This is a genomic window from Bacillus sp. FSL K6-1005, from assembly GCF_038000225.1.
GTDB lineage: Bacteria > Bacillota > Bacilli > Bacillales > Bacillaceae > Bacillus > Bacillus mojavensis.
Genome location: NZ_JBBOBP010000001.1, coordinates 1,960,396 through 1,980,768 on the forward strand (window position 1 = coordinate 1,960,396; position 20,373 = coordinate 1,980,768).

Annotated in this window: 25 protein-coding genes; 2 read left to right on the forward strand and 23 right to left on the reverse strand. The window is 42.6% G+C overall.

Translation table 11 applies throughout. The features are described 5' to 3' along the window. Positions 1 to 4: 4 nt before the first annotated feature. The 9 genes from yknW to NST16_RS10240 form a co-directional block, all read right to left on the reverse strand. A complete protein-coding gene (yknW, locus tag NST16_RS10200) occupies positions 5 to 700 on the reverse strand; it encodes a toxin SDP protection protein YknW (protein WP_326192097.1) in 696 nt (231 codons plus the stop codon). 121 nt (positions 701 to 821) lie between these two features. Continuing rightward, a complete protein-coding gene (locus NST16_RS10205; protein WP_340886228.1) occupies positions 822 to 2,636 on the reverse strand; it encodes an ABC transporter ATP-binding protein in 1,815 nt (604 codons plus the stop codon). Between the two features lie 10 nt (positions 2,637 to 2,646). Then, a complete protein-coding gene (locus tag NST16_RS10210) occupies positions 2,647 to 4,404 on the reverse strand; it encodes an ABC transporter ATP-binding protein (RefSeq protein WP_340886229.1) in 1,758 nt (585 codons plus the stop codon). A 236-nt stretch (positions 4,405 to 4,640) separates the two neighbouring features. Further along, positions 4,641 to 4,874, reverse strand: a complete 234-nt coding sequence (moaD, locus tag NST16_RS10215) for a molybdopterin converting factor subunit 1 (protein WP_340886232.1) — start codon at positions 4,872 to 4,874, stop codon at positions 4,641 to 4,643. Next, a complete protein-coding gene (locus NST16_RS10220; RefSeq protein ID WP_095714706.1) occupies positions 4,867 to 5,340 on the reverse strand; it encodes a molybdenum cofactor biosynthesis protein MoaE in 474 nt (157 codons plus the stop codon). Before NST16_RS10220 ends, moaD begins: the two co-directional genes overlap by 8 nt. Beyond that, positions 5,340 to 5,861, reverse strand: coding sequence for a molybdopterin-guanine dinucleotide biosynthesis protein B (gene mobB / locus NST16_RS10225; RefSeq protein WP_340886240.1), 522 nt, complete (start codon positions 5,859 to 5,861; stop codon positions 5,340 to 5,342). The genes NST16_RS10220 and mobB overlap by 1 nt, the downstream gene beginning before the upstream one ends. Further along, positions 5,822 to 7,114, reverse strand: coding sequence for a molybdopterin molybdotransferase MoeA (locus NST16_RS10230; protein ID WP_268505562.1), 1,293 nt, complete (start codon positions 7,112 to 7,114; stop codon positions 5,822 to 5,824). Before NST16_RS10230 ends, mobB begins: the two co-directional genes overlap by 40 nt. 17 nt (positions 7,115 to 7,131) lie before the next feature. Beyond that, positions 7,132 to 8,151 carry a MoeB/ThiF family adenylyltransferase gene (locus NST16_RS10235; RefSeq protein ID WP_095714704.1) on the reverse strand — a complete coding sequence of 340 codons (1,020 nt, stop codon included), beginning with the start codon at positions 8,149 to 8,151 and terminating at the stop codon, positions 7,132 to 7,134. Positions 8,152 to 8,202: 51 nt separating this feature from the next. Then, entirely contained in the window at positions 8,203 to 8,802 is a 600-nt protein-coding gene (locus tag NST16_RS10240; protein WP_168747654.1) for a molybdenum cofactor guanylyltransferase, read from the reverse strand. Between the two features lie 132 nt (positions 8,803 to 8,934). Between NST16_RS10240 and NST16_RS10245 the strand changes: the two genes are divergently transcribed. Continuing rightward, the gene (locus NST16_RS10245) at positions 8,935 to 9,900 is read left to right on the forward strand and encodes a hypothetical protein (protein WP_010334069.1); all 966 of its coding nucleotides are present in this window, start codon (positions 8,935 to 8,937) and stop codon (positions 9,898 to 9,900) included. 42 nt (positions 9,901 to 9,942) lie between these two features. On the opposite strand, the gene rok is transcribed toward NST16_RS10245, so the two are convergent. The 3 genes from rok to ahpA form a co-directional block, all read right to left on the reverse strand. Then, positions 9,943 to 10,527, reverse strand: a complete 585-nt coding sequence (rok, locus tag NST16_RS10250) for a transcriptional regulator Rok (RefSeq protein ID WP_010334068.1) — start codon at positions 10,525 to 10,527, stop codon at positions 9,943 to 9,945. A gap of 450 nt (positions 10,528 to 10,977) precedes the next feature. Then, a complete protein-coding gene (ykuV, locus tag NST16_RS10255) occupies positions 10,978 to 11,436 on the reverse strand; it encodes a thiol-disulfide oxidoreductase YkuV (protein WP_010334067.1) in 459 nt (152 codons plus the stop codon). Between the two features lie 81 nt (positions 11,437 to 11,517). Then, entirely contained in the window at positions 11,518 to 12,060 is a 543-nt protein-coding gene (gene ahpA, locus NST16_RS10260) for a biofilm-specific peroxidase AhpA (protein WP_010334066.1), read from the reverse strand. A gap of 244 nt (positions 12,061 to 12,304) precedes the next feature. Here ahpA and NST16_RS10265 point away from each other — a divergent pair, with 244 nt between their 5' ends. Then, a complete protein-coding gene (locus tag NST16_RS10265; protein ID WP_010334065.1) occupies positions 12,305 to 13,108 on the forward strand; it encodes a mechanosensitive ion channel family protein in 804 nt (267 codons plus the stop codon). Between the two features lie 34 nt (positions 13,109 to 13,142). Here NST16_RS10265 and NST16_RS10270 read toward each other — a convergent pair whose 3' ends face one another. The 11 genes from NST16_RS10270 to NST16_RS10320 all read right to left on the reverse strand — a co-directional run bounded on the left by NST16_RS10270 (position 13,143) and on the right by NST16_RS10320 (position 20,214). Next, complete coding sequence (locus NST16_RS10270) at positions 13,143 to 13,388, reverse strand: YkuS family protein (protein ID WP_010334064.1); 246 nt, start codon at positions 13,386 to 13,388, stop codon at positions 13,143 to 13,145. A 60-nt stretch (positions 13,389 to 13,448) separates the two neighbouring features. Then, positions 13,449 to 14,573, reverse strand: a complete 1,125-nt coding sequence (locus tag NST16_RS10275) for an N-acetyldiaminopimelate deacetylase (protein ID WP_268505548.1) — start codon at positions 14,571 to 14,573, stop codon at positions 13,449 to 13,451. Between the two features lie 70 nt (positions 14,574 to 14,643). Next, positions 14,644 to 15,354 (reverse strand): 2,3,4,5-tetrahydropyridine-2,6-dicarboxylate N-acetyltransferase, encoded by a 711-nt coding sequence (dapD, locus tag NST16_RS10280; protein ID WP_010334062.1) that lies wholly within the window; start codon positions 15,352 to 15,354, stop codon positions 14,644 to 14,646. 105 nt (positions 15,355 to 15,459) lie between these two features. Next, a complete protein-coding gene (locus tag NST16_RS10285) occupies positions 15,460 to 15,915 on the reverse strand; it encodes a flavodoxin (RefSeq protein ID WP_229148106.1) in 456 nt (151 codons plus the stop codon). Positions 15,916 to 15,930: 15 nt separating this feature from the next. Next, complete coding sequence (locus tag NST16_RS10290; RefSeq protein WP_268471159.1) at positions 15,931 to 16,824, reverse strand: WD40/YVTN/BNR-like repeat-containing protein; 894 nt, start codon at positions 16,822 to 16,824, stop codon at positions 15,931 to 15,933. Beyond that, positions 16,814 to 17,290, reverse strand: a complete 477-nt coding sequence (locus tag NST16_RS10295) for a flavodoxin (protein WP_340886258.1) — start codon at positions 17,288 to 17,290, stop codon at positions 16,814 to 16,816. The genes NST16_RS10290 and NST16_RS10295 overlap by 11 nt, the downstream gene beginning before the upstream one ends. 115 nt (positions 17,291 to 17,405) lie before the next feature. Continuing rightward, the gene (gene ccpC, locus NST16_RS10300; protein ID WP_010334058.1) at positions 17,406 to 18,287 is read right to left on the reverse strand and encodes a transcriptional regulator CcpC; all 882 of its coding nucleotides are present in this window, start codon (positions 18,285 to 18,287) and stop codon (positions 17,406 to 17,408) included. Positions 18,288 to 18,434: 147 nt separating this feature from the next. Then, a complete protein-coding gene (gene cbpB / locus NST16_RS10305) occupies positions 18,435 to 18,878 on the reverse strand; it encodes a cyclic-di-AMP-binding protein CbpB (protein WP_010334057.1) in 444 nt (147 codons plus the stop codon). A gap of 137 nt (positions 18,879 to 19,015) precedes the next feature. Further along, positions 19,016 to 19,207, reverse strand: coding sequence for an AbrB antirepressor AbbA (gene abbA / locus NST16_RS10310; RefSeq protein ID WP_003218673.1), 192 nt, complete (start codon positions 19,205 to 19,207; stop codon positions 19,016 to 19,018). Positions 19,208 to 19,346: 139 nt separating this feature from the next. Continuing rightward, the gene (locus tag NST16_RS10315) at positions 19,347 to 19,865 is read right to left on the reverse strand and encodes a ribonuclease H-like YkuK family protein (RefSeq protein WP_010334056.1); all 519 of its coding nucleotides are present in this window, start codon (positions 19,863 to 19,865) and stop codon (positions 19,347 to 19,349) included. A 109-nt stretch (positions 19,866 to 19,974) separates the two neighbouring features. Next, positions 19,975 to 20,214, reverse strand: coding sequence for a YkuJ family protein (locus tag NST16_RS10320; protein ID WP_010334055.1), 240 nt, complete (start codon positions 20,212 to 20,214; stop codon positions 19,975 to 19,977). Between the last annotated feature and the right edge of the window lie 159 nt (positions 20,215 to 20,373).

Here is a 20,373-nt window from a genome sequence, read left to right on the forward strand (position 1 = left end):
CTAATTATGCACCTGCCACAGAGCTTATTGATCCTGAAATAAACGAAAATGCGACCAAAAGGACGAAAAGAATAATAACGGATATCCACCCTGCTTTTTTTGAGATGCCTCCCGTTTTGTGAAGACCGATCGCTAATAATACATAGCTCCAAATGCTGAAGATTTCAAATGTATTTAATACGTTTGCTAAAGGCATGTCTGAATGAATAATTCCAGCAAGTGACGTCATGCTGTAAAGTGAACTTGCATCAGTTGTAAAAGCTACAATGCCATTAACCAATAATCCTAAGCTGCTGATTAAGGAGACAAACAGACCGAGAGAAAGCATTTTCTTATACGTCGTTACGCCTCCTGATATTTTCACGCAGAGCCAATAAATGAGAGGCGCAATAAATAAAGCTGCAATTCCGCCAAGAATCGAACCTGCCATTGCTCCAAATTTGGTAATGGTTGCGACAGTTGAAATTTGCTCAGGCGATAAACCTTCAGTATCGGTCGCTTTAAGAAGCTCGCTATAATCCGTTCCGAGCCCCTGCAATACAGCACCAACTATGATGATTGCCGCAACAATCAAGAGGGGGCCCCATACAACTGGCCTTTCTCTTATTCTCTCAAATTGAATTCCAGGACTTGTGATCACGCCAAAAAGGGATGGCTTTTCAGTTGTTACTCCACCGTTTTTTTCTACATTTGCTTCCATATATAAATCCTCCTTTAACATATCTAGCTGATAATACGTAAGGACCTAAAAAAAGTTTCATATTTTTTAAAAAATATCCAAATCATACAAAAGACCTTCCTGATGTTAAAACTGAAGGCTTTTATTCTGCAGCGATGCTGTACTGCGATTTCACCAGTCCTGCGTAAATACCTCCTTTCCCAAGCAGCTGTTCGTGATTCCCCTCTTCTATTTTCCTGCCGTGATCTAGAACGATGATATGGTCGGCGTCGCGGATCGTGGACAGTCTATGGGCAATCATGACGGCTGTACGATCTTTCAGCAATGTTTTTAAAGCCTGCTGGATTTTGACCTCTGTCTCTGTATCAATGCTTGCCGTGGCTTCGTCAAGAATGATAATAGCAGGATCTGCGAGCAGCGCTCTTGCGAAGGAAATGAGCTGGCGCTGACCGGCGGATAATACGCTTCCCCTTTCTTCCACCTCTGTTTCGTATCCTTCTGCTAAACCAGAAATAAACTCATCCGCTCCGACTGCTTGAGCAGCTTTTATTACTTCTTCGTCTGAGGCATCCGGCCTTCCGAAGCGAATATTTTCCATAATCGTTCCGGAGAAAATAAACGTGTCTTGAAGCACAATGCTGATTTGAGAGCGCAAACTGGCAAGGGATAGGTCTGTTATCGGAATGCCGTCTATTTTAATGGTTCCTCCTGTTGCATCATAAAAACGGCTGATTAAATTGGCAATCGTTGTTTTCCCGCTCCCTGTGTGTCCGACAAGTGCAAGTGTAGAGCCTGCAGGAATGGAAAAGGAGAAAGAATGAAGAGCCTTTCGTTTTTCATCATAAGAAAATTCAACCTCTTCGAAGCTGATATGGCCTTTTATATTTTTCTTATGAATGGCTTCCGGTTTTTCCTTGACGTTCGGCTGTTCATCTAAAAATTCAAAAATCCGCTCTGACGAGGCCATCCCCATTAACAATTGGTTATAAACCTGGCCTAATCTTGAAATAGGCTCCCAAAACATGCCTAAATAGAAGGCAAAAGATACGAAGACACCTATCGTAATGGTTTCGTTCATGATGAGTGTGGCGCCATACCATATTAATACGGCTGTTCCTATCGCATTTGTCATTTCTACCAGCGGACGGAACACAGCATTTTTTCTTGTTGCTTCCCGCCATGATTGGTAGTTTTCTTGATTGACTCCGTCAAAATACGTCATGTTTTCTTGCTCCTGCGTGAAAGCCTGCGTTACGCGGATACCTTGGATGCTTTCGTTTAAATGGGAGTTCAGCTTTGATTGCTTCAGGCGCACCGTTTGCCATGAACGGCGGATTTTTTTTCTGAGACTTGTTGAAATAAAAAACATAATCGGCAGAGTCACCATGATGGCTATGGTCAGTTCAGGACTTAGCGTGAATAAAATGATGACGACTCCCGCCAAAAGCAATAAATCTGTTAATAAGTTAATTACGCCGCTTGTGAAAAGCTCCTGAAGGGAGTTAATGTCATTCATAATTCTGACGAGAATAGACCCTGCCGATCTCTGATCGAAAAATCGATGGGACAAGCGCTGCACATGGGTAAATAAATGCTGGCGCAAATCGTAAATGACATGCTGGCCAAGCTGGTTCATCCATCTGATCCTTAGCATATTGGCTGCATAATTAACTGCGTATAAAACACTGATCAAAATCATCAGCTGCATCAGCAATTCCGAATTTTTTGCTGTAATGGCTTGATCGAGAACATAAACACCGATCAGAATGGGAATGACAAGCTTCACAGCAGTCCCAATCAAAACGGTGAGAAAAGAAAGCGGCAGAATTGTTTTTCGATACGGTTTGACATAGCTTAACAGCCGCCACATTTGAGCCCAGTTAAACGGTTTTTCAATGATTTCATCTGAAGAATAATAGAAACGCTCCAAAATCCCCTGTTTTTTTGCTTGTTTCATATGTTCCTCCCTATCCGACCTGATGCGGCTCATTTATCATATTGGCATCCCGGTATTGCAAATCGTATATCTTTTTGTAATAGCCGTTTTTGGCAAGAAGCTCGTGATGAGTGCCTCTTTCACGAATGCTGCCTTTATCGAAGACGAGAATTTCATCTGCGTGTTTCAGTGATGAAATGCGGTGAGCGATGATAAACGTTGTGCGGTTTTTCATGACATCTTTTAACGCAAGTTGTATGCTGTGCTCCGTTTGCATATCTACTGCACTTGTAGCGTCATCTAATATTAAAATGCTTGGGTTTAAGCAGATGGCTCTGGCAATAGCAATCCGCTGCTTCTGGCCGCCTGAAAGCCCCATCCCCCTTTCTCCAAGCATGGTGTCATATCCGTCAGGCAGTTCCATAATAAACTCGTGAGCCTGAGCCCTTTTTGCCGCAGCTATAACGTCCTCCATCGAAGCATCCGGCTTCCCGTATGAAATATTTGATCGAATAGTAGATGAAAATAGGAATGATTCTTGAGGTACGACTCCAATATTTGAGCGAAGGGTTTTTAATGAATAATCTGTGATAGGTTTATGATCAATCGTGATGATTCCTCCTGCCGGACTGTAAAATCTAGTGAGGAGCTGTGTGACTGAGCTTTTTCCAGATCCCGTAGGGCCCAAAAGTCCGATCATCTTTCCGCTGTTTGCTTCAAAGCTTACATTGGAAAGCGCGTTCGTTTGCTCATTTTTGTATGCGAGAGTCACATCTTTGAATGAGACATCTCCGGTTAACTTTGGCTGGTGTAAAGCATGAGCATGGTCTTTAATGTCTTCCTCTTCATCAAGAATGTCTAACAGACGCTCTCCTGAGGCTTTTGCCTGAGAAAACATATTAATCACAAAACCTAAGTTCATGATCGGCCACATCATATAACTGACAAGACTGAAGAAAGCGACAAGCTCACCCGGATTCAGCTGATTTTGCATGACCAAATAGCCGCCGTATGAAAGAAGAGCCACAATACAAATATTGCCGATAAATTCCATCAGCGGAAAATACGCAGACCAGATGAATGACGTTTGTAAATATGTTGTTCTGTAGGCCGCATTTGCCTTATTAAAGGCGCTAATTTGAAAATCTTCTCTTGATAGTGACTTAACTGTGTTGATGCCGCTGATATTTTCCTGCACCTTTGTATTGAGCTTCGCAAACGATTTTCTGATATCTCGGAAGGCAGGGTGTACTCTTTTGTCAAATTGATATACTGTGATCGCCAGAAAAGGCAAAGCAGCGATTGTTACCAGCGTAAGAGGGACCGAATAGTAAAACATGACTGATAAGCTGATCGCAACCAGCAAGCCGAATCGAATAAACTCAGCAAGCCCATAGGATAAAAAAAACCTAAGCCCCTCAACATCGGCTGTCAGCCTGGACATCAAATCACCTGTTTTGGCATTGTCATAGTAAGAAAAAGAAAGCCTCTGCAGTTTTCCATACAGGCCATTTCTCAGCCGATAAACAGATTTGATTCCAAACATATCACCTAAATACTGATGAAAAAAAGTGGCGGTTCCTTTTACAGCCATTACCGCAATAAATCCCAGACTGACCCATACTGCAAGCTGATACTGTCTCCCCAGTACGATCTCATCAATCGTAATTTGAAGAATGATCGGATAAACGACCGTTATCGCTGTCATCAAAAACATCGCCAGAAGCGACCACATAAACACCTTTCTGTACGGCCAATAAAATGATTTTAATCTTTTAAATGTCTCCATATCCAGCACCCTTCCAGTTTTTTCACCCTTACTATATCGATTCCCGAAATAAATTTCTATTATTTTTCCAAAATTCAATCTAATGATGGAGATGGTCTCTTACTTTATATGGTGGGACTATGTAAAATAAATGCTTACAGAAAATCATTGTATGCAGGATGAGGAGCAGGATATGCAAAAAACGAGAGATATGGCTTCTAACGCAAAAACCGGACGGCTTTATCGCCGTCCGGTTTTCATCCCCCGCTGACAGGAGGAATAACAGCCACCGTGTCACCGGAAGATACAGAAGTATTTTCTTTGACGTAGCTTTCATTTACGGCAATCATAGCCGTATCAATTGATTCAAGTCCGTATTGTTCCTTTAATACTGCTTTTACATCATCGGTTGTTGCTTGTTCCATATCAATTTCAAGCGTTGACATGCCGGCCTTTTCAGCAAGTCCCGCAAACAAAAGAATTTTAATCATGCTGCTCTCCCTCACTTAGATCTGGTTTTCCATTCGGATAAGCTGTTGTCTCAAGCTGGTCACCAATCCATTGCTCTCCGTCTTCCCAAATTTCTTTTTTCCAAATAGGCACTATTTGTTTAATGCGTTCGATTGCATACTCATTGGCTTCATAAGCAGCTTTTCGATGGGGAGAAGATACAGCGATGACAACTGCCGCTTCGCCGATATCCAGTACACCGATCCGGTGTGTGATAGCAGCTGAGGCACCTTTCCATTTCTCTTCTATTTCAGCCCCGATTTGGGCCAGCATCTGCACAGCCATCGGTTCATAAGCCTCATATTCCAGCCTGATTGTTTTTTTTCCGTTTGTCCACTCCCGAACCGTCCCGATAAACGTGGTAATAGCTCCAGCTTCCCGTTTCTCTACCTTTTTTATGATATCTTCAGTAACGATGGGTGTTTTCGTGATCTCAAATCGACCCATTACACAGATTCCCCCTTCAGCTGTGAAAGCACATAATCAACTCCTGCTGGATCATCCGCGTGAAAAACGGGTAATCCTTGGTGCGAAGCCATTTGTTCTTTTTCTCTGTACATGATTGCGATTATATTTACTGCCTGCAGTTCGGCCAGATCATCCTTATCTCGTACTATAACGACTTTAGGGTAAGGAGCTTTTTTAAAGCCTTCTATGAGCAGGCAATCCATATCGAGAAAGCGATATAACTCGATCAGCTGCGGGAGATCCCATTTACGGCGGGCCGTAAGCTGTAAAACACCCGCTCCTTCTACTGCTGTTATATAAGCTCCTGCGGCTTGGTAACGGTTAGTGTCTTTTCCTTCAGTGAATGCTTCCGGTTCGCCTCCATGACCATGATGCTTCAAACAGCCTGCATGCAGCCCCTGTTGTGCGGCTTTTTTAAGTATACGCTCTATCAACGTTGTTTTTCCGCTGTTTTGGAACCCTACAATTTGGACGATTGGGAAAGGACGGACCAAGGCCACTCACTTCCATTCTCTTCTCTGATCAGCAGCACGTGAACCGTTCTGCCCGATTCGTAACCTCTCGTACCGCCCGGCAGGATGATAAACGCATTCGCCTCTGCAAGTGAAGTGACAGAGCTTGACTTATCCAATCCAACGGGAGCCGCTAACAGCTTTCCTTCCTTATGGTGTACATAAGCACGTACAAATCGGGTAAAAGGATTTGGCTTAGGAAAGTCCTTAGTCAAAACAGCTTCTGCGCAAATGGGATGCGGTTTATCATGAAGCAGCCATGTCCGGATCATCGGTTTTACAAACAGTTCAAAACCGACATAGCATGCCGATGGGTTACCTGACAGCCCAAACAGCAGCATATCATTTGCATGAGCGACAGTCGTTACACTTCCTGGACGCATAGCAACTTTATTAAAGAGCACTTCCGCCCCGAGTCTTTCATAGATTGCAGGCAAAAAGTCAAAGTCACCAACTGACACGCCGCCTGTTGTGATTAGAAAATCAACCTTTTCCATTGCTTCTTTGACCGCAGCAAAGCTTTGATCAAGATCATCGGAAATTTTCCCTAAGTAAAGAGGTGAAGCGCCCGCTTCAAGGACTTGTGCATATACCATACTTGCGTTGCTGTTACGGATTTTCCCCGGCTCCAGCGGGTCACTGACATTCAGCAATTCTGTGCCGGTTGCGATGATCCCAACAACAGGCTTTCTCACGACAGGCACAGAAGCGTATCCAAAGGTTGCCAGAAGAGCTGTTACTCCCGGGGTAATTCGAGTGCCCTTTCTGACTAAAACGCTCCCTTTTCTAGCATCTTCACCTGTTTTTGAAATATTGTCCCCTGGGTGGAAGCGGCGTTTTAAAGACATAAACGGCTGACCATTCTCTTCAAAGGTTTGAGTCAGCTCAATCATGACCACGGCATCCGCGCCTTTTGGAATTTGCGCACCTGTCATGATTCGCACTGCCTGAAACGCAGCAAGTTCTTTCTCAGATACAGCCCCTGCTCCGATATGGTCAATGACCTCAAAGCGGACAGGGTGCTCGCGTGAAGCTTCAGCCGTATCGCATGCTCTGACAGCAAAACCGTCATATGGCGAACGGTCAAATGCAGGCACATGGTGATCTGCCGTTACATCTTCAGCTAAAAATCGGTGAAGGCTGTTTTCAAGCGCCACCCATTCTGTTTCCCCTCGTTTTTGAAATCGGCCGACACGCCGAACAGCTTCATCTACCGGTATCGGTGTTCTTTTCTCCAGCATTCTGAACCCTCCTGTTGTTACAATCCGATTACTCTTGCCAACACAGAATTGGCTTCTTTCACATCACTTGTTCCGTGAATCAGAGCCCGTCCGTCATTAAAAATGACGATTCTAAAATGTTCATAATAGATATGAAGCAAAAATGCATTGGCCTCTACCTTGCCGATTGTTTTCAGCCGACTGACGAGCTCCTGCTTCGGTATTCTTTTTAATGACTCTGATCTGACTTGAACCGTATCACGGCCGCACAGTACAGCGGCTTTTGGCGTGTTCCAGTCTTGAAGATAAGGATAAACTGCGTGTGCGCCGCATGACGGACAATCTTCGACTCGTACATCGCTAACGTTTATTTTCATATGTGAATTGTTCCAGACATCAAACGTGACAAAGCCGCGCTGTATCGCTTCTATGTTTCCCGTTAACAGTTTCAGTGCTTCTGCCTGCTGATAGGCTGAAACCATATGGACCGCAGGGGGAATAATCCCCGCTGTATCGCACGTCGCTCCGCCGACAGGAATTTGTTCAAACAAACAAGACAAACAAGGTGTCTCCCCCGGTATGATCGTCATGAACATCCCTTGACTGCTTACACATGCGCCATAAATCCACGGTGTCTTTGTTTTCTGAGCTAGATCGTTGATAAGCATACGTGTTTCAAAATTATCTGTCGCATCGATAACAATATCCGCTTTTTCAATCAGCGGTTCAAGTGTTTCAGCCGTCCCCTCTGTAACATATGCCTCAATATGTATGCCGCTGTTTATAGCGGATAAATGTTCTTTGGCAGCCATAGCTTTCGGCATGCGGAGTTCTGCATCGCTTTCTGTATAGAGCTGCTGCCTTTGCAGATTGCTCCATTCTACATAATCACGGTCAATGATGGTGACGGTTCCCACTCCCGCTCTCGAAAGCCCTTCAGCTCCGGCTGTTCCGAGCGCTCCTGCTCCTACGATCAGCACGCGGCTGTCTGCCAGTCTTTGCTGGCCCTCTTCTCCAATTTGCTTAAATCTGATTTGCCGTGAATAACGCTCCTCCATCAAACCTGATCTCCTTATCTTTTATGTCAATCATACCATGTTTTTCTCCCGTCAGTCCCAGCAGGAGAATGTTTTGAATTCTTCCAAACGCCTATAGTCATCGCGTGTATTAATATTCATAAACTCTTCGGGCACCGCCGCGATTTCCTCTGCCTGTACGTAACGAACTGAAATACGGTCTAACAAATCTGATATTCTTAATTTTTTCTCGGATAGCTGTTCATATAGAATAGGCATGATCCTTTTATGATACAGTGCTATCAATGGCTGCTCTCGTCCGCCTGATATCGGGATGACTGCGTCCGTATCGGCAGTCACCATGCGCCTGAGCTCCGCCATCGTCCTCCTACGTATTAACGGTGTGTCACAGGATAGAATCGTATAAAGGTCACCGTCTGTCTTTTCAAAAGCAGTATAGATACCAGCCAATGGGCCCATTCCCTGGAACGGCTCCGCGTCTTGATATACTTCGGTTTCGCCATTTTCTTGAAATCTATCGATAAACTCGGGACGGCTGATGATGACCGCTTGCTCACCAAGCGCCTTTTTAGCCCACTCGTAAAACATGTGGCCTTTCCATTTTACAAAAGCCTTTGGCTCCCCAAATCGGCGTGAGGCTCCTCCTGCTAAAAGTACATTTATATGTTTCATGCTCTCACCTCTAGTTACCAAAAGCATAGCAAAAGCAAGGCTCCAACGCCAATGCTTGTCTGTTTATTAAAGAGGAATAGCTGTTCAGTATTTGCATATTGTAATGTTAACATCATGAGGGAGATGGTTCGCTTGAAAAGATCAGGTCCTTTTTTCCATGACGTGTCACAGGAGAACCTTTATTTAAAATCAGAGCTGTCAAGGTGCCATAAACTTATTTCCGAGCTTGAGGCAAGCTACTTCCATCAGAAAAATAACAAACTGCTCAAAGAAAATACCAATATGAAAGAAAAACTTCAGCAGCTGTCTGCTGAGTTAAAGCAAATGTCAATGAAAGAAAAACACGCCTCCCATACGAGCCATACACTGCATCAAATGAGAGCCGAACTGCTCGATAAAATCGTCACCTTGCAGGAGCTTCTTTCCGCGGAAACCTACAAACGCAAAACTGAAATTGAAGAAAAACATAAGCTTCATATCGAAAAAATCAAAATTGAGGAAGAAAATAAAAATTTGCATAAACAAATCATTCATCTTAATACCTCTATCCAGCGAGAACAGCACGAATTGTTTCAAGCAAAGCAGCAAGCCGAAACGATAAAAGCCGAAAACGGACGCTTAAAAGAGCAAATGATAGAAAAAGAATACCAGCTAAAACATATCAAAATAGAAATAGATCATATGAAAGATCGAATCATAGAAACGAAAGAAAGGCTGCTTGAAATAGAAAAAACGAAAGAAAAACTATTTCAAGAAACTATTATTTCGTACAAACGGCAGCTTGATGAAAGTGATGCCTGGATTGCTTCTCATTTTGCCGATATTGATGGCGGCGCGAAACAGAAAGAAAAAACGGCAGAAGAAGCTCAAACCGTTTACGCACCGTCAAGTCATGTAGAGACCATCCTTGAAGATGTCACAAAACAAGTAAATGAGCTTCAAAAACAGCTGACCAGAGCCCAATCATCTGACCAGCTTATCAATCATAAAATTGAAGAGCTGAAGAGCCGCGCCGCCGAAGAAAAACCTTATCAAAAATGGGTGTATAAGCTTAATCTTGAAAAAGAAAATAAACCTTCCTCGAAAAAAACCCAATAATAAAAAAACTGCTTGAGCTCGCCAAGCAGTTTTTCTGTGTGCTTATTCTGTTGCTGATTCAGTTGATTCAACGGATTCAATTTCGCCCTCTAAAATGTACTGGCCGCGATACGGTTTTTTCACTTCAGGATACATTTTAATTAAGCTTTGCATAAACGTTGTCATATTAGGAATTTCCAGACCGCTTTCCTTTTCAATCTCTTTTTGAAGTTCGGAACTTTTAATTGCCGCGTTGTGGCGTTTTAATGTTTTAATAGCCGCTTCACGCAGTTTAGCTGCTTTTGACCCCGGTCTTGCCGTTCCTCTTCTTCTTCTTGTCGCTCCATCTGGTATACCGGCAGGAAGAGAGGAAATAGTTTGAAGCTGAGGCTGGGCGGACTGCTGCTGTGATGGCGGCTGATAGCTTCTGATTTCCTGAGCTGCAAGCTCGGCGAGAACTGGCAGAGAGTCGGTTTTTCTTTCAGAACGGAACTCTTTTTTCGTTTCGGAAGGGCTTCCATTTCTGTCCAGCTCTCTTAATTTTGCGTATATTTTATCGCGTTCAATTTGATATTCACGAATGACTTTCACTTCAGCTTCATTTAATTGTTCTAATCGCAAGCGCAAAGCTTCTCTTTCATTAAACATTCCTCAATGTACCCCCTATCAGAATTAACATCTTTAATTAAGATATTAGATTACAAAAGTAATTTTATCAACTATTATTTTAGCATTTTACTATTATATTTACTCTATGAAAAATTCCTTATTTTCTGAAAACGTTTTATTTTTCAACAGACCTCTTTATCCACAAGGGTTCAAAGCTTATGTCAATCATTTGGAATATTGTTGAAAATCTATCTTTTAATTACTTCTTTAATGAAATTTAGTGTAATATCTACAATTTTCGCGTTCTGAGATATGAAAAATATCTAAATTTGCAGAAAAACATAAGAAATTAGGTCTCTTTTTTAGAAGATAAGTCATTAAAAAAGGTTTTTCTTATACCCAAATATGGAAAAATAAGCTTCTTACTCTTTTCCTTTTTTCCGTAAATAAAAAAACCTGATAACCTCAGGTTTTTTTATTTGCGCAACATTATTCAGCTGCTTGTTCTGTTTCAGCCAGAACGCGGTTCACACGTTTTTCAAGCATTTTCATGCCGCTGCCGCCCGCTTGAAAATGACGAAGCTGGCCGGTTTTATCAAACACATAGTACGCAGGCACATACTCGTTTTCAAATGCGTCGGTTAAAGCGTGGTCGCTATCAACGAAAATAGGCTGAGTCATGTCATGTTCAGCAGCTACTTCCTTGATTTTGTCGAGATCCAGGTCGTCTTCGGAACGAGGCATATGAACAGCTACAACGTTCAGCTTGTCTTGATATTTGTCACGGAATTCATTCACCTGCGGCATTGCTTCTTTGCACAGGTGACAGCTGATAGACCAGAAATGAATAAGTGTCGGTTTTTCTCCAATCAGTTGTTCTTTTGTTACTTCACCGTTGAACCAAGCTTTTTCTCCTGTCAATTCAGGCATTGGCTGACGTAATTTCATCGCTTTTTCCTCCTAGTGAGCAGTAAGAGTCAAAAAGGCCTAACGAATTGTTAGACCTTTTTCTTTCGTTCTCAAAAAGAATTAAAGTGTTTTTTGACCTGGTTTCCAGTTAGCCGGGCATAGTCCGCCTGTTTGAAGTGCTTGCAGCACTCGAAGCGTTTCATCAACGTCACGGCCGATGTTGTTATGGAAAACCGTTTGATATTGTAGCTCGCCTTCAGGATTGATAATAAACAATCCGCGAAGTGCAACGCCTTCTTCTTCAATTAAAACGCCATATTCTCGGGATACTTCATGGTTAGTATCAGCAGCAAGCGGATATTTCAGCTGACCTAGACCATTTTCTTTGCGGTCTGTGTTGATCCACGCCAAGTGGGTATGGATTGTATCAGTTGAAACGCCGATCACTTCAGCATCAAGATCTTCGAATTCGTCATAACGGTCAGACATCGCTGTAATTTCTGTCGGACAGACAAAAGTAAAGTCCATTGGATAGAAGAAAAGAACCGTCCATTTGTCGTTTTTCATGTTTTCTTCAAGACTAACTTTGCCAAATTCCTTATTTGCAAGGACTGCTTCCATTTCAAAACGAGGAGCTTGTTTACCTACCATACGTTCTGCCATATGTATCCCTCCAATTGATAGTTTGGCTTTAAAAGCCAGACGGATAAGAAAATAAAGGAAAATATCCCTTATTTCGTTAATAACATCACAATGACCATTATATCGAAGCGCATTTTCACAGTCAATTTTTAACAAAGAATACATGTCTTTGCCTTCGACATTTTACGATAAAAAGTTTAACATGTTCATGAACAGGGAAACAACTTTTAACATGCTGCAACACATTCAGAAAGGAAGCTCCAACATGGATTTTATTACACACTATGATTGGGCAGGTCTTGTCACCAATGCGGGTGTTTTACTCATTAAGCTCGTCATTATGATTTGCCTCTATTTTATCGTTCGATCTGTAGGCATGAGAATTATTAAACATCTATTTGCAAAATTTGAAGCGCAAAACAACCTGACTATTGGACGGGCTCACACGCTCCGAAGCCTGACACTTAATGTATTTGCTTACATATTGATTTTTATTTTTTTCGTTATGGTTCTGGATTTGTTTCATTACGATCCGAGCGCTCTTTTAGCAGGTGCGGGAATTGTAGGTCTGGCGGTCGGTTTTGGCGCCCAAGGCCTTGTCAGCGACATCGTGACAGGTTTTTTTATTCTGCTTGAAAAACAATTGGATGTCGGAGATTATATAACGGTTGCAACCTTTAATGGAATTGTGGAGCAGGTCGGTTTAAGAACGACCCAAATCCGCAGCTTTGACGGCACACTGCATTATATCCCGAATCGGAACATCACAAATGTAAGCAACCATTCCCGCGGAACGATGCAGGCGCTGGTTGATATTAAAGTCCCTGCTGAAAGAAACCTCGATGAAACCATTCACATCTTACAACATGTATGTGACGAAACGGCAGCTGCTCTTCCGCAAATTAAAGAGGGCCCTAATGTTATCGGCATTCAAGAGCTGGGAACCTCTGAAATTGTGATCAGGGTCATTGCCAAAACAGAAAATATGGAACAGTGGCGGGTCGAACGCGTGCTGAGAAAAGAAATAAAAACCGCACTCGACCGCGCTTTTCCTAAAGAAACAGAATAACAAAAGAACCGAAGCTTTTGCTTCGGTTTTTACTTTACTGAATTCTGCTTTCAACTTCGCTGCAAATTTCTTCAGCAGTCATCCCGGAAGCTGTAATGACTGGTGCTTGTGTTACTGTATCGGCAATACCTTGCACATTGTTGTCTAGCCCTGTTACGACACAGCAGTCACAGCCTTTTGCATCTGCAGGACTTTTCATCATGACAACGTCATATCCTTTTTCTCTTAATGCAGCTTCTACATCTGATAACGACTGTTCAATTCCAATTTTTTTTGTCATAAAGAACACCTCCGTTAAATAGGGTGCTCATCATATGGCATTTTATTCTTTCCATTGTACTTAATTGGCATAAACAGAAAAATAACCTGTCATCACGTTAACCGCTGTTTCGATCGCATTTTCATCAGGATTCAGCTTCGCGTGATGGAGTCCGTGCGATGAATCAGCGCCGAGCCAGAACATGAAACCCGGATATTTTTTCAGCATGTAGCCAAAATCCTCTCCGGTCATCGCTTCTTTTGCTTCAATTACTTGTGCCAATTTGTGCTCAGCAACAAAAGACATAAATTCCTCTGTGAGCCCGCTTGTATTGTAAACTTGGTGATACACAGACGGATACGTCACTTTTCCTTTACAGCGAAAGCCGATTTCGATTCCTTTCACTAAATCTTCGATCCGTTCCTTTACCTGCTTCATGGATTCTTCAGAAAGCGTGCGGATTGTGCCTTCCAGGTGAGCTGTTTGCGCAATGATATTTTGCGCGGAGCCGCCCGTAATCGTACCGATAGTAATCACAGCGCTGTCCAGCGGGTCCGTATTTCTGGAGATGATTGTTTGCAGTTGAGTAACGAGTGTGCTTGCCGCTACAACCATATCCTCAGCTAAGTGCGGATAAGCTGCATGCCCCCCTTTGCCTTCCAGGTCAATGACAAGCTCTGATGTATTCGCAAAAAGCAAACCGCTTTTTGTCGCGATGGTTCCGACCGGCAGCTCTGGAGCAATATGAAGCGCAGTGATGAGATCAGGCTGCCACTTTTTCAAAACGTCGCTCTCTAGCATCGGTTCCGCTCCGCCTGGACCTTCCTCTGCCGGCTGGAATAAAAAGAGCAGATCCTGCTTAACAGGTTGATGAACAAAGTGGTCGATGATGCCCAGCGCAATCGTCATATGCAAATCGTGTCCGCAGGCGTGCATTTTGCCGTGATGCTCTGATGCGAATGGCAGCCCTGTCTGCTCTTCGATTGATAGCGCATCAATGTCCGCTCGGTATCCGAGCATTTTTTCCGGCGCTGTTCCGTTCACTTTCACAAAAAGTCCTGTTCTCCATTTCTCAATTTCAATTCTGTCTTTCGGATATTGCTCCAAGACGTTTAATAAATATTGCTGTGTTTTGAATTCCTGAAATCCAAGCTCGGGAATACGGTGTAGATCTCTGCGGATTGCAATAAGCTCCTCTTTCTTCATTTTCATGTCCTCCTGCCTATACGAATAAGGCGTGGATATATCATCCACGCCTTTTTGATCAAATCATTCCTTACAGCTGGCGTAATTCCTGCTTGATTTCAGTTTTGCCTTTTGTTTTCTCATCGATATCTTTAATTTTCTTAGCAGGTGTTCCTGCAACAACTGTGTATGGCTCAACATCGTTTACTACGATCGCACCCGCAGCTACAACAGCTCCTTTACCAACTGTTACACCTTCGAGCACAACAGCATTTGCGCCGATCACAACGTCGTCTTCAATGACAACCGGTTTAGCGGATGGCGGCTCAATAACGCCCGCAAGCACAGAACCCGCACCGATGTGACAGTTTTTACCGACAGTAGCTCGTCCGCCAAGGACAACGTTCATATCGATCATTGTACCTTCTCCGATAACTGATCCGATATTGATAGAAGCCCCCATCATGATGACTGCGTTATCGCCGATTTCAACTTGGTCGCGGATGATCGCACCCGGCTCGATGCGCGCTTTTACATCTTTAAGATCAAGCATAGGAATCGCAGAGTTGCGGCGGTCATTTTCAACCACGTAATCCTCGATTTTGCTTTGGTTTTCTTCAATTGCTGTTTTGATTTCGTTCCATTCACCGAAAACAACACCAGTGTTTCCGTTTAGAAAAGCTTTCGCAGATTCACCGAAATTGATTCCTTCCAGCTCACCTTTTACATAAACCTTTACAGGTGTAGATTTTGTACTATTTTGAATAAATGAAATAATTTCATTTGCATCCATCATTTTCATATGTATAGTCCTCCTCCTGATTTTCTACCTCATTACTGTATCAAAGGAAAGATACAAAGACAAGAAAAAAAGGAAACAGGCGCTCGGCATTTCTTCTTGCATCTATCAGACAGCACAGCCGCTTTTTCTAGCAAATTGTCTGCCGAATTCCTTTAATGCTTCCTCTTCTTCCCCTTCAGGATTCATTTCAACTTTTACGGAAGGAAGCACGATTTCGCCGCCTCGATCTTTTATTTTCTCTTCAAGTGTATCTACAGCACCGCAGAAAAATTCATATGCTGTATCACCGGAACCGAAAACGGCGCAGGTTTTACCGGTAAAGTCAAGTGCATCCATTTCTTCGGCAAGGTCGAGAAATTCGTCAGGCAAATCTCCGTCTCCCCATGTATAGGTTCCTAAGATGATATGTTCATAATCATTAAACAGCTCAGCATCATCAATGTCCATCGCTTCAAAACGGTCTACTTCCGCTTCCGCTTCCTGAAGTCCCTTTTCAATCAAATCAGCCATGGCTTCTGTGTTGCCTGACATCGTTGCGTAAACCAGCAAAATCTTCCCCAATTCCGTATTCCTCCTCTAATGAATCATTGCTGAAACTTCGTACGGCTGGACAAATTTACATTCATACAAACCTGCACAAAAGAAATTTTCTCTTTGATTGGCCACTCTCCAGCCATGACCTTTAATGGTATCAAACCATCTTAGCTCTCGGGCCTCAAGATCAGCCTGATAAATCCTCGAATAGCCATTTTCATCTTGAGCCGTTGTGACATAAATAATGCCATCATCCTCTGAAATATCAAGAAACGATTCTTCCTTTTTCATCATGCTGGAATGTATCGTGACTTCTTCAGCCGTTAAAATATGCTGTGCAATGACGGCTCCGCGTTTCCCTTTTACAGAGCCCATTGCAGCAACCAGCCATTTTTCATTGAACACTAGCATGGATGCCGTCATACGGTTGTCTTCTTTTTTTACCATTCGGACAGCGTCTTGTGTGAAATCGTAAGCCCAAATCCCTCCGAAGCATTCGTGTATTTGTGTACCAATATACAGATTACCACCGTGCAGACACAGTGAACGGATAACAGGCGGATGTTCAAATTCCGCAAAGGGTTTGGCAACCCGCCACGAAATACCGAAGTCTTCTGATACATAAACGCAATGTTTGCCATGGGCGCAAACAAATCCATCATTCCTGCCCGTAATCGCCCACACTGTCGCATTTGTCGGGAAGCTCGATATCGACCATGTTTTCCCCTCGTCAGATGAACGAATGATCGTTCCCTTTTCACCGACACCGAATAAATAAGGACCGATGTAACTGATGCAGTGTATTTTCGCTTTTAAACGAAAAAGCTTCTTCCAGCCTTGTTCCAAAGAATAATGAAAAATGCCCTCTCTTTTTACTGCCACAAAATAGCCAGAAAACGATGATGCCGCAACAGCTGTCGCACCTTTATGAAACATGGCTTTTTCCCTTGTTCACAAAATCTGCCCATGCAAGAAAACCTCTTGCAAATTCTCTGCAGCTTTCCACGTCCTCATCCGTTTCAGGGGCAAGCTCAATTTTAAGTGTTTCTTGATAGACAGCAGCTCCCGCCTCTTGCAGCATGTCACTGAACAGATTGACAGCTTCGCAAAATTTTGGATAAGAATAATCACCCGAGCCAAAGCAAGCTGTTTTCAAGCCGTTCAGCTCGAGCTGCTGAACCTCTTCGAAAAAGTCCTCTGCTTCGTAAGGCAAATCGCCATCCCCCCATGTATAGGTGCCAATGAGCACATAATCATAAGAAGTCAGAGCCGATGCTTCTGCGTCATCTATATCGATGCAATCAATGTCTAAACCATATTCCTGCAGCGTATCTTTTATAATTCCTGCAATGTCTTCGGTATTTCCTGACATGCTGGCATATGTAATCAAGGCTTTTGCCATGTTATCACCTCATAATTGATAATGATTTTCAATATCATATGTACCACTTTAAATGATAATGATTTTCATTGTCAATATGTAAATAAAAAAAGACAGCCTTGTGCTGTCTTTTCTCTTAAAATGGGTGTTCTTGATCAAGCATCTCCTTTACAACTGAAACAAAAGCTTGAACTTGCTTCAGTTCAAAAGCAGGTTCATAGCCTAATAACCACGTATCCCGCCCGATAGGGTTTCCTTTACCGTCTAACAGAGGCATTTTATTGACTTTGTCTTCGTTCTGAAGGGTAACAGACGGCAAAATCGCATATCCGATCCCGTGCAGCGCCATCTGTTTGCACGTTTCAATCTGATCAACCAATATAGTTTGTTTTGGCGACGTTTTAAATTTTTGATGCCACCAATGCTGAATCTCCTGAAAATAAGTGCTGTCGCTTTTAAATTGGATAAACGGCCGTTCTGTATGAGCAATATCTTCTATACAGGATATTTCAGTATCGACTAAATACAGATGGTCTGTCATTAAATAGTCTTTGCGGCCTTTCCACTCGGGGTTTCCTCTAATAATGCCAATATGAACCTGATCCTCATAAAGGCTTTTCAGCATTTCGCTGCTCCAGCCGGTAATAAGCGAAACCTTTGCATTCGGATACTTTTCCACATACGTTTTCAGAACTTTAGGAAGCCAATGCTGGCCGATGATAGAGGCGACAGCGAGCTTCAGTGTGCCGTGAATTTCTCCTTCGAGCTCATCGATATTTTCTCTAATTCTGTCCTGCTCTGACGTAACGTCATTCGCAAACTGAATGATTTTCTCTCCGGCCGGCGTTACCGTCAATCCTTTTTGGGATCTTAAAAATATCTTTGTCCCCCACGCCTTTTCAATGGTTTGTAAACGCTGAGATAAAGCCGGCTGGGATACAAAAAGCCGTTCAGCCGCCTTTCTCATATTTAACTCCTCAGCTAAAACTACGAGCATATGAAGCTCTTGAAGCTGCATGTCGTCCTCCTTTTTATTATCAATAAGTTTTTCTTATCTCCCATTCTAATAAAAACTTAGTTTATCATTCAAGTCCTTTTCACCCCAATTTATGTATGCGCTTTCTTTATTGCTCTGCAAATAATAATAAAAAATAGGCCGAGCAGCCTACTTGTTCAACGAGCGAATATGCTTATTCAATTCCTTCAAAACCACTCTTCTCGTGAAGATCCCCTCAAAGACCTGATCATCATTTTCAACGCAAACAAACCCGTTATCAATGACCATGCTGAATCCTTTGATAATCGGATCATTTATATGAAGACGCGGAATATCACTCAGCATGACTTCCTCTACGGTAATCTGGTCAAGCTTTTCGAATTCAATTCTTTCAAGACCAAAAATGCTGTTCATGATCATATTTGTCCCGATTAAGCCGTGTAAACGATAAGACGCATCCAGCACCGGGATGGCCGTGTATCCTGTTTTTGTCAGCACTAATAAAGCGTGCTCCAGGTTGTTCCCAACTTGAACGTGCGCTACTTTGTCCGCCTCAATCATAAATTGTCCGACTGTTGCCTCAAGAAGCTGATCTGATTGCAAGCTTATCATGTTTTCGACCCCTTTTCATTTTCATCAACACATACATTCCCTATACTACAATAATATAAACTTTATCAGTATTTGTCGAAAAGTTTCCTCAATAAAAAAGATACTCTTTTGAGGAGTATCAATTATAAAGTGTTCCATTAATTTTCAAATCGAAATCGGTCGTATAGCGTTACAAGTTTTTTGTAGGTGGTTCCGTCAACGTTTTTGGTTCCTGTCTCTATATCGTTGATCTCACTGCTTAAAAGCTCGATAGCATACTCATGATTGATCAGGATATTCAGCAGAAGTTTTTGTTCTTCTTCTGTAAATCGTTCACCGATAAGACTCATTCGTAATCAGGCCCCCTGTTTTATACTGAATACCTCTGAAAGCAAGAAAACTTACTTTCAGCTCTACCGCTAGAATAAGTAATCAGAAAACAATCGTCAACCGCATAATTCGACATTTCCCTCGGCTTGCGAGCCGGAATTATTTTGTGAAACGATTTGCATAGCTGAAGGCTGTGTATGAATCCGGTTTGATTTTAGCCTCAATCCCCATTGAAGTAATACGTCCTGTCATTTCTTGAATCAGTTCTTTTGTAAGCCCTTTTTTCCCAATATCCAAGTGAACCTCAAATGTAAGATCCGCCCCTTCACCTGTAAAAGGCAGGAGCAGATCGGTAATATCCATCAAGTGTCCATCCAGAATATAGGCGGCTGTTTCTTGACTGTACGCCGTTTCTAACGAAATCTTTTCACGAAGGCTATGTATGGGTCTGTCGACTGCGTGGTTTTTCAAGCAGCCCCAAGCTCCCTTGCCGGTACGATGCAAATGTAATGCAGTAATAAACTTTGTGTAATCACGATAAACCTGAGAATCGGTTCCGATCGATAACACATATGAAGAACGGGGGTCCTTTCGGATAAAGGCTTTAAGCCGCTCCATCACATCTTGAAAGGTCATCTGTGCTTCTGAAAGATTATAAAACAGAAAAGAATCGGCCATGACGACACTCCTTTTCAAGGATTTACAACCAAGAAACAAGTATGCTCCTTACCGTTTATTTCGATTACATGCTGCAAAGCGAAAGCTTGTTTCCCCTATATCAAAAGTCTTACTGCAGAAGTTCAAAGATTTCGATTGAAACCATGTCGATATTATCAAACGGATATGTGTTCGGCTTTTCACCTTTTTGGAAAACCGTCAGTTCGAACGTTTGATTTTTTTCGAAATATTTAACACTGCATATTTTTTCACCATTTACTTCGAAGTAGCGCTGCATTGGCTCGCTAGCCGCTTCCGCCGTTTCTTGCAGACTTTGCAGCCGTGTGATGATACCCATTAATTGTGACATTCTAAAAAAAGACTCCTTTCAAAAAACAACTTCAAATCAACAAGTATTTATTATAATACAAGTTCTATTGAGCATCATACCATAAAGTCGGACAGGATGGCATTTTCCCTGCTGAATTTAAGAAAAGAAAAAAAGTGAAAAAACTATTTTTACGTAGTT

Bases quoted from the DNA above. Each gene is read 5' to 3' on its own strand.
- yknW (WP_326192097.1), bottom strand. From the start codon at position 700: ATGGAAGCAAATGTAGAAAAAAACGGTGGAGTAACAACTGAAAAGCCA.
- NST16_RS10205 (WP_340886228.1), bottom strand. From the start codon at position 2,636: ATGAAACAAGCAAAAAAACAGGGGATTTTGGAGCGTTTCTATTATTCT.
- NST16_RS10210 (WP_340886229.1), bottom strand. From the start codon at position 4,404: ATGGAGACATTTAAAAGATTAAAATCATTTTATTGGCCGTACAGAAAG.
- moaD (WP_340886232.1), bottom strand. From the start codon at position 4,874: ATGATTAAAATTCTTTTGTTTGCGGGACTTGCTGAAAAGGCCGGCATG.
- NST16_RS10220 (WP_095714706.1), bottom strand. From the start codon at position 5,340: ATGGGTCGATTTGAGATCACGAAAACACCCATCGTTACTGAAGATATC.
- NST16_RS10230 (WP_268505562.1), bottom strand. From the start codon at position 7,114: ATGCTGGAGAAAAGAACACCGATACCGGTAGATGAAGCTGTTCGGCGT.
- NST16_RS10235 (WP_095714704.1), bottom strand. From the start codon at position 8,151: ATGGAGGAGCGTTATTCACGGCAAATCAGATTTAAGCAAATTGGAGAA.
- NST16_RS10240 (WP_168747654.1), bottom strand. From the start codon at position 8,802: ATGAAACATATAAATGTACTTTTAGCAGGAGGAGCCTCACGCCGATTT.
- rok (WP_010334068.1), bottom strand. From the start codon at position 10,527: ATGTTTAATGAAAGAGAAGCTTTGCGCTTGCGATTAGAACAATTAAAT.
- ykuV (WP_010334067.1), bottom strand. From the start codon at position 11,436: ATGAAATTACGTCAGCCAATGCCTGAATTGACAGGAGAAAAAGCTTGG.
- ahpA (WP_010334066.1), bottom strand. From the start codon at position 12,060: ATGGCAGAACGTATGGTAGGTAAACAAGCTCCTCGTTTTGAAATGGAA.
- NST16_RS10265 (WP_010334065.1), top strand. From the start codon at position 12,305: ATGGATTTTATTACACACTATGATTGGGCAGGTCTTGTCACCAATGCG.
- NST16_RS10270 (WP_010334064.1), bottom strand. From the start codon at position 13,388: ATGACAAAAAAAATTGGAATTGAACAGTCGTTATCAGATGTAGAAGCT.
- NST16_RS10275 (WP_268505548.1), bottom strand. From the start codon at position 14,573: ATGAAGAAAGAGGAGCTTATTGCAATCCGCAGAGATCTACACCGTATT.
- dapD (WP_010334062.1), bottom strand. From the start codon at position 15,354: ATGAAAATGATGGATGCAAATGAAATTATTTCATTTATTCAAAATAGT.
- NST16_RS10290 (WP_268471159.1), bottom strand. From the start codon at position 16,824: ATGTTTCATAAAGGTGCGACAGCTGTTGCGGCATCATCGTTTTCTGGC.
- NST16_RS10295 (WP_340886258.1), bottom strand. From the start codon at position 17,290: ATGGCAAAAGCCTTGATTACATATGCCAGCATGTCAGGAAATACCGAA.
- ccpC (WP_010334058.1), bottom strand. From the start codon at position 18,287: ATGCAGCTTCAAGAGCTTCATATGCTCGTAGTTTTAGCTGAGGAGTTA.
- cbpB (WP_010334057.1), bottom strand. From the start codon at position 18,878: ATGATAAGCTTGCAATCAGATCAGCTTCTTGAGGCAACAGTCGGACAA.
- abbA (WP_003218673.1), bottom strand. From the start codon at position 19,207: ATGAGTCTTATCGGTGAACGATTTACAGAAGAAGAACAAAAACTTCTG.
- NST16_RS10315 (WP_010334056.1), bottom strand. From the start codon at position 19,865: ATGGCCGATTCTTTTCTGTTTTATAATCTTTCAGAAGCACAGATGACC.
- NST16_RS10320 (WP_010334055.1), bottom strand. From the start codon at position 20,214: ATGTCACAATTAATGGGTATCATCACACGGCTGCAAAGTCTGCAAGAA.